The following is a 7570-nucleotide window of genomic DNA, read 5'->3' on the forward strand; positions in this document are numbered from 1 at the left end:
GCTATCCGCAGCCCGGCGATGAACCGTCGAAACGCACTTTTTGCGGGGCACGATGAGGGCGGTCGTAATTGGGCCCGCTTCGCCAGTCTGATCGGCTCCTGTAAGATGAACGGCGTCGAGCCCTATGCCTATCTGCGCGATATCTTCATCAGGCTCGCCAACGGCCATCTCGACAAGGACATCGACGCGTTGATGCCATGGGCCTACGCCCAGCTGCCAGATGGCTCATAAGGACCTCGTCTCGTAGTCCCTGACGAGCTACCAACAGACCTCAGCTTCACGCGATCAACCAAACGCAACTGAAAAATCAATGGCCCGCGGCCGCCGCTTACGGTTTACCTACTGATCATGTCGAAAAAGAGTTTTACGGGAAAATAGATGATCACCTGGGAGACTTGCTAAAAGAGTTGCACGGCACACTGGATTCCGGGGTAATGCCTGTTTTCGAGGGTTGGGTGCTGGAGAGCTTACAAAATCTTTTCATGGCTTTAGCAACTAGGAGTACGCACAGTTTAACTGGAGCTAGCCATGATGACCTCCAGCAAGGCGCAGAGTATGTTAATAAGATAATCGAGAGAATTACCGAAGTAGACCTTAGAGATAACAGTCTTAAGCATTATGAGGATGCCCTCGCGGACAAACGAAAATTGATTTCTCTTGGGCGAGATATTCGCGTCCGGGGAATGACGACTAGATTGCCTCGCGCCGAAGCGGAATTGCGAAATTTCCACGCGAGAATTGCAGTTTCAAGCGGAGCCCATTCGTTCATTTTGCATGGGCGAATGATATATAGAATTGGCAATGGGGGTTCCAATGGTCTTGCAAGTCCTACATGCGAGCTTTGGCTTCCAATTTCACCCAAGAGAGCGATAATTCTTTTGCGCGACCCAAATGGTAAGGTTCCAATAGTTTGTCCTGTGGGTCGAGAGCAAATGAGAGAACTAAATTTACATGCGCTTTCGTTGGATTGTGATCTGGCTTCACATTCGGAAAAGCTATTTTTTTCACTGATAGGAAAGCAAAAGCGCAACGCTTCTTGGTAAGCAACCGTAGGGTGGGGTTCCACCCCACCATCCCCTGCCAACCGCTAAAACCTTCCCAAACCAACCCACCAATGGTGGGGTAAAACCCCACCCTACAAAATCAAATCCCCGCCCTTATCGCGGTGATACGACGAATATGGCCAATCCTCGGGCCGCTCCACCAACCCGTGTTTCACCGGATTGATCCAACAATACCGCACACATGCCCGAAACGCGTTTTCATCGCGGATGTGATGTTCATAAAACCGTTTTTGCCATATCCCAACTTCGCCCGTGCGTTGTAATCGTAGGGTGCGCTTCAGCGCACCATTCCGTTATCTGCCACAAGCCCAGATACCCCCACATCGCGCCAACGGTGCGCTGAAGCGCACCCTACGGGTCTGCGAACGCGTCGCCATCTTTTGCGCGGTGATACGACGAATACGGCCAATCCTCGGGCCGCTCCACCAACCCGTGTTTCACCGGATTGATCCAACACTACCGCACACATGCCCGAAACGCGTTTTCATCGCGAATGTGATGTTCATAAAACCTGCGCTGCCAAATGCCTTTCTCGCGCCGCAAAATACGGCTTGCCCGTTGGTTTCGCGCCTCCAACGCCATCGAAAACCGCGCCTTGATCGCGCCCATCCTAACCGAATAATCACTGTCCCCCATCGGCAATTGCCACACGCAATGCATATGATCGGGCAAGACCACCCACGCTGCCACGCCGAACGGCCGCTCGGCGCGGGTATCGCGGACGGCTGCGCGCAATGCCTCAATATGCGTGGTCAAAACATCCGTTCCCCGCGCGGCCACGGCCACCGTGAAAAACACGGCGGCACCGGCAATATGGGGGCGGGTATACTGCGACATCGCCGCACTCTGCCCCAACATGGTTAAAAATCTGTTGAAACACAGAGGAGGTCTTACCCTGCCTTCCTGCGTCCGCACCTTAACACGCGGTTAACGCGAAACGCTAAACCCTTGGCGCCAAACAAAACTCCAAAATGACCGCGCGCGGACATCTCGCCAAACGCGCGCCCCCGCTTGCCCCCATTCTTACACGCATGTTCCTGTGCTGTCTTTTATCCACACCGCTCCTGATGTAGCTTCAAACATGCAAGTCATGCTTGGATGCTCGTCTAGGGCAATTCGGGCTAGGAAGGAAAACCATGATCGTCATGCAGATAAAGGGTGGCCTCGGGAACCAAATGTTCCAATATGCAGCGGGTCGGGCGCTATCGCTTCAGACCGGGATGCCGTTGCATCTCGACTTGCGGTATTATCGGCGTGAGCGTGAACACGGTTATGGGCTAGGGGCGTTCAACATTGAAGCCAGCCCTCTTGATGAGTCACTGCTTCCTCCTCTGCCGCGCGAATCCCCGCTGGCATGGTTGATCTGGCGGCTGGGACGACGCGGACCGAATCTGGTGCGCGAAAACGGGATGGGGTTTAATCCGACCCTTTCGAACGTGACCAAACCCGCCTGGATCACGGGGTATTTCCAATCCGAGCGGTATTTCGCCGCGCATGCGGCCACCATCCGCGCCGAGCTTACGCCTGTAGCTGCCCCCGACCTCGTGAACGCTCGCTGGCTTGCCGAGATCGCCGCAGAGCCGCGCGCGGTGTCGCTGCATGTACGGCGCGGTGATTATGTGAGAGATGCTAAAGCTGCAGCCAAACATGGCAGCTGTACGCCCGCGTATTACGAGCGCGCGCTGGCCCATATCACTGCCCGGATGGGAACCGCGCCGGTGGTCTATGCTTTTTCCGACGACCCTGCCTGGGTGCGCGAGAACCTGCGGCTTCCGGCCGAGATCAGGGTGCCGGGACACAATGACACCGCAGGAAATGTCGAGGATCTTAGGCTGATGAGCGCGTGCCGCCACCATATCGTCGCGAATTCCTCGTTCTCTTGGTGGGGGGCATGGCTTAACCCGCGTGCGGACAAGATCGTCGCGTCACCGGCGCGATGGTTCGCCGACCCGGCATTTACCAACCCCGATATCTGGCCCGAAGCTTGGGCACGGATCGAGGGCTAGGCGTTCCCAACGGGATATGAACTCGCTTTGACTCTCCCCTACTGGAAGGCAACGCCTTGCGCGAAGAACACGCCAAAACGCCCCAACACTCACCCGACTTGCCGATCCTGATCCGGGTGTGGTTAGCGCTTACCTCAATCGCACCAAGCCTTTTGGTTGGTGTCGCGCGCCAAGCGCATAGGCGGCAGGAGGCGGCACCCGAACGGTTTGCTGAGCGTTTGGGTCAAGCATCGCTCGCGCGACCCGATGGCCAATTGATCTGGATCCACGCTGCATCCGTCGGCGAGGCGACATCGGCGGTACGGCTGGCCCGTCGCCTTGCCTCTCGTGGTGCCGCCACGATTTTGCTGACCACCAATACCGCGACCGGTGCCGCCACCGTAAGGCGCTTGCTGCCCCAAGTCTTGCACCAGTTCGTGCCCATCGACAGCCGGCAAGCCGTTGATCGTTTCTTTGATTATTGGCGCCCGGATCTGGCGCTGTTCATTGAAGGCGATCTTTGGCCCCGGATGGTCCTAGCGCTTGAGGCGCGTGCCTGCCCGATGGCGCTTTTGAACGTGCGCGCGTCGCGCAGCAGGCGGCGGTTTCCGTCGGTCTATGCCCGGCTACTCTGCACTATGCGGTTTATCACAGTTCAAGAGCCGTGCCTGATCGTGGATTTGCGCGGTTTGGGGTTAGACCCCACGCGCCTGCACGCGCTTGGAAATCTCAAGGCAGATGTGGCTTTGCCAGCCGTGGATGAGGACACAAAAAACATGATTGCCGCCGCTGCCGTAGGGCGCGGCATTTGGGCCGCTGTGTCGACCCACAAAGGGGAGGAAAGTCTGATCATCGAGGCGCATGCGCGGCTGACGGGCAACCCGTTGCTGGTGCTGGTGCCGCGCCACCCCGAACGAGGTCATGCGGTGGCGGCAGAGCTTGCAAAGCGTGGCATCGCGTTTACGCGTCACAGTACGGGCGCGCGGCCGGATAGCAACACGCGCGTTCATCTGGTCGATGTGCTTGGAGAGACGGGCAGCGTCTATTCCGCAGCGGGGCTTGTCTTTATCGGCGGCTCACTTTTTGCCGGGCTTGGCGGTCACACACCCTATGAGCCGGCAGCGCTTGGCTGCGCGATCCTGTCCGGGCCTTATGTAGCGAACTTCGAAGCCGCATTCAAATCTCTGGAGGAGGCTGGCGCAGCGTATCTGGTCCATAATGGCGCGCTCCTTGGCGATGCCGTCGATGCCCTTCTCACACAAGAGGAGCGGCGCAAAGCCATGCAACTTGCCGCAAAACATGTCTACGCGGTTCAGGGCGGCGGTACGGACCGTACGCTAGATTTGCTTACTGCGCTGCTGCCCACGCCTTTGGCCTGAAATGACACCCCTTTTTCAGACAGGTTGGCGGCTTAGCCGATATGCATTCGGATTGGGTTCCATGCCGCTTGCTGTTGCCCTGATTTAGGTTGGGTCTCTTTTTAGCAATGTTTGCAATGAAGGGAATGGTGATCAGATACAGTGCAGCGTTTCGGTGTGATGCAGGGCGCATTGCGATCTGTAGCGGCCTCACGCGACCGCAAGTTTCATCAGATCCGGGCGTTGGCTTTTCGGCTCTGAACACATGAGTTCGCAACTCCAGTCCGGAAACCGGGCCTGTTGCCAGCATCATGCTTAATCGCAAACCCTCGCGTGCAATTGCGTGCCAGAAGGCACTGCCGGACATCCAAATGCCCGAACTTGGCCAAATATCTGGCGGACCTAGCACCGATTTCGCACGGCACTGTCGCACTTCGCGGAAAATGCGCGATCGGCGAGGTGCGGCGCCTGTTACAGCATGTGATGGTCCTTGCGCTTTGGTTGCCAGCGATCAAACCCTGTCTTGGAACCTTGTGCAGATCGTCGGCTCACCGATGGAAAACCCACATCAGGACGTTACCGCCCCTGTTACAAGGCAACGCGCAACTATCGTGACTGCGCTTTGTAAATCATGACAAAATGGGGCCCCAACCGGCACGAAAGGATAGAGGCACAGGCACGCTGTCGGAATTTTTCAAACCACTTCAGTTGACGACCCAACATTACGATTGCAACCCTATAGCGACAAGGGTATTTATGGCGAATGGATACATCAAAACTTCATCTCGGTTGCGGGAAAAAACACATTCCCGGCTGGTTTCATGTCGATGCGCTCGACTTTGCACATATCGACCATCGTGGTCCAGTGGACGACCTGTCCTTCATCGCAGGAGGCACGGTCGAGATGATTTATGCCTCGCATGTGCTGGAGCATTTTGGCCGTCAGACCTATATGGCCGTACTTCGTGAATGGCGTAGGGTTCTGGCACCCGGCGGCATTTTGCGGCTAGCGGTACCGGATTTTGGCGCGGCGGCGCGGCTTTACATGTCTGGCACTCTGCCGCGTGGGATTGAGGATGTTCGGGGTCTGGTCTGCGGCGGGCAGCGTGACCAATACGATTTTCACGGAATGATTTTCGACGAAATAGATCTTACCCGTGCGCTGAAAGAAGCTGGCTTTTCGACTGTCCGCAGTTGGGATTGGGGGGCGACCGATCACGCTTGGCTCGATGACTATTCTCAGGCCTACATTCCTCATATGGATAAGGAGACTGGCACGCTGGTTTCATTGAACCTGGAAGGCGTGGCCTGACATGGCAGCAAAACGGGCGCTTATCACCGGTATAACCGGGCAGGACGGCTCTTACCTTGCAGAACTGCTGCTGGAAAAGGGCTATGAGGTTCACGGGATCAAACGACGCGCGTCGCTTTTCAACACCGCGCGGATTGATCATATTATCGAAGACCGGCACAACCGCGATGTCAGGCTGAAACTGCATTACGGCGACTTGACCGACAGTTCCAATATGACCCGTATCCTCTCGGAAGTGCAGCCTGACGAGGTCTATAACCTCGGTGCACAAAGCCATGTCGCGGTTAGTTTCGAAGCCCCGGAATATACGGCTGATGTTGATGCGATGGGGACACTCCGTCTGCTCGAAGCGATCCGCTTTCTGAAGATGGAGAAGACCTGTCGTTTCTATCAGGCCTCTACATCCGAGCTTTACGGTCTTGTGCGGGAAACCCCGCAGACTGAGACCACGCCCTTTCACCCGCGAAGCCCCTATGGCGTGGCCAAGCTGTATGCGTATTGGATCACGGTTAACTATCGTGAAGCTTACGGGATCTATGCCTGCAACGGCATATTGTTCAATCACGAAAGTCCGCGGCGCGGCGAGACCTTTGTTACCCGCAAGATCACCCGCGGATTGGCAAATATAGCCCAAGGACTAGGGACCTGCCTGTATATGGGTAATATTGATAGTCTGCGCGATTGGGGGCATGCACGCGATTACGTGCGCATGCAGTGGATGATGTTGCAGCAGGACGCACCAGAGGATTTTGTGATCGCCACCGGCGTACAATATTCGGTGCGCGACTTTATTACCTGGTCAGCAACAGAGCTTGGCATGACGCTCGAATTTTCTGGTACGGGCGTTCATGAGGTGGCCACTGTAACGGCGGTGTCTGGTGACAAGGCACCCGGTGTGACCCCCGGCGATGTGATTATGCGTATCGATCCAAGCTATTTCCGCCCCGCCGAGGTAGAGACGCTTTTGGGCGATCCGAGCAAAGCCAAGACCCTTCTTGGCTGGGCACCCGAGATCACAGCGCAAGAGATGTGTGCCGAGATGGTCGTTGAAGACCTGAAGGTGGCCCAACGCCATGCGTTTTTGAAAGCCCACCAGATGGACCTGCCTGTGTCGCAGGAGGATTAGACCCATGACACGCATCTTTGTCGCCGGTCATCGCGGCATGGTCGGAGCGGCGATCCTGCGGCAGTTCCAAGCACGCCAAATGGCGGGAGCTGAGTTAACGCTTCTGACCCGCACCCATGCAGAGCTGGACCTGACCGATCCTGCAGCAGTGCGTCGCTTTTTTCAGGCTGAACGCCCCGATGTTGTGGTGCTGGCAGCGGCCAAGGTGGGCGGCATTCATGCCAACAATACCTATCCCGCCGATTTCATCCACCAAAACCTTATGATCGCCTGTAACGTGATCCACGAAGCCCACGCTGCTGGGGTCACACGGCTGTTGCAACTGGGTTCAAGCTGCATTTACCCGCGCGAAGCGGCTCAGCCCATGAGCGAGAGCGCGCTTTTGACCGGAGTGCTGGAACCCACGAATGAGTGTTGATTGTCACTGAGAACTGACCCGGCATTGTCACCGCGATTTGACCCACCCATTAGTTATGTTCTCTATGTCATGATGGCGTCAATGCTGTTGCCTCCTTTCGCTTTTTCTTCGCTGTTTCGGAGCTGGCCTTGAAGCGGTAGCTGTCATTGCCAGTCTCGAGGATGTGGCAGCGATGGGTAAGACGATCGAGCAGTGCGGTGGTCATCTTGGCATCGCCGAACACGCTGGCCCATTCGCTGAAGCTCAGGTTGGTGGTGATGATGACGCTGGTGCGTTCATACAGCTTGCTCAGAAGGTGGAAGAGCAA

The 7570-nt window shown here is 56.6% G+C and carries 7 protein-coding genes and 1 pseudogene; 6 read left to right on the top strand and 2 right to left on the bottom strand.

The annotated features are described in order from the left end of the window. Positions 1-231: transposase domain-containing protein (locus G560_RS19770; RefSeq protein WP_022705646.1), on the top strand; the 231-nt coding region annotated here is incomplete at its 5' end. A gap of 1289 nt (positions 232-1520) precedes the next feature. Here the strand turns inward: G560_RS19770 and G560_RS20120 are convergent. Beyond that, on the bottom strand, positions 1521-1922 hold the full coding sequence (locus G560_RS20120) for an REP-associated tyrosine transposase (RefSeq protein ID WP_244870051.1): 402 nt from the start codon (positions 1920-1922) through the stop codon (positions 1521-1523). A 278-nt stretch (positions 1923-2200) separates the two neighbouring features. Here G560_RS20120 and G560_RS0117905 point away from each other — a divergent pair, with 278 nt between their 5' ends. The 5 genes and pseudogenes from G560_RS0117905 to G560_RS19790 all read left to right on the top strand — a co-directional run. Continuing rightward, positions 2201-3070 (top strand): alpha-1,2-fucosyltransferase, encoded by an 870-nt coding sequence (locus G560_RS0117905; protein WP_022705649.1) that lies wholly within the window; start codon positions 2201-2203, stop codon positions 3068-3070. Positions 3071-3126: 56 nt separating this feature from the next. After that, positions 3127-4428: a 3-deoxy-D-manno-octulosonic acid transferase gene (locus G560_RS19785; RefSeq protein WP_162140884.1), complete on the top strand. Its 1302-nt coding sequence runs from the start codon at positions 3127-3129 to the stop codon at positions 4426-4428. A 742-nt stretch (positions 4429-5170) separates the two neighbouring features. Beyond that, the gene (locus G560_RS0117915) at positions 5171-5719 is read left to right on the top strand and encodes a class I SAM-dependent methyltransferase (protein WP_022705651.1); all 549 of its coding nucleotides are present in this window, start codon (positions 5171-5173) and stop codon (positions 5717-5719) included. A 1-nt stretch (position 5720) separates the two neighbouring features. Further along, positions 5721-6845: a GDP-mannose 4,6-dehydratase gene (gene gmd, locus G560_RS0117920; RefSeq protein WP_022705652.1), complete on the top strand. Its 1125-nt coding sequence runs from the start codon at positions 5721-5723 to the stop codon at positions 6843-6845. A gap of 4 nt (positions 6846-6849) precedes the next feature. Further along, positions 6850-7257 (top strand): annotated as a pseudogene (locus tag G560_RS19790) (NAD-dependent epimerase/dehydratase family protein); the annotation flags it as partial. Between the two features lie 73 nt (positions 7258-7330). Here G560_RS19790 and G560_RS0117930 read toward each other — a convergent pair. Next, on the bottom strand, positions 7331-7570 hold a 240-nt coding region (locus G560_RS0117930), incomplete at its 5' end, for an ATP-binding protein (RefSeq protein ID WP_028914256.1).

It is taken from the genome of Pseudorhodobacter ferrugineus DSM 5888, assembly GCF_000420745.1.
Lineage (GTDB): Bacteria > Pseudomonadota > Alphaproteobacteria > Rhodobacterales > Rhodobacteraceae > Pseudorhodobacter > Pseudorhodobacter ferrugineus.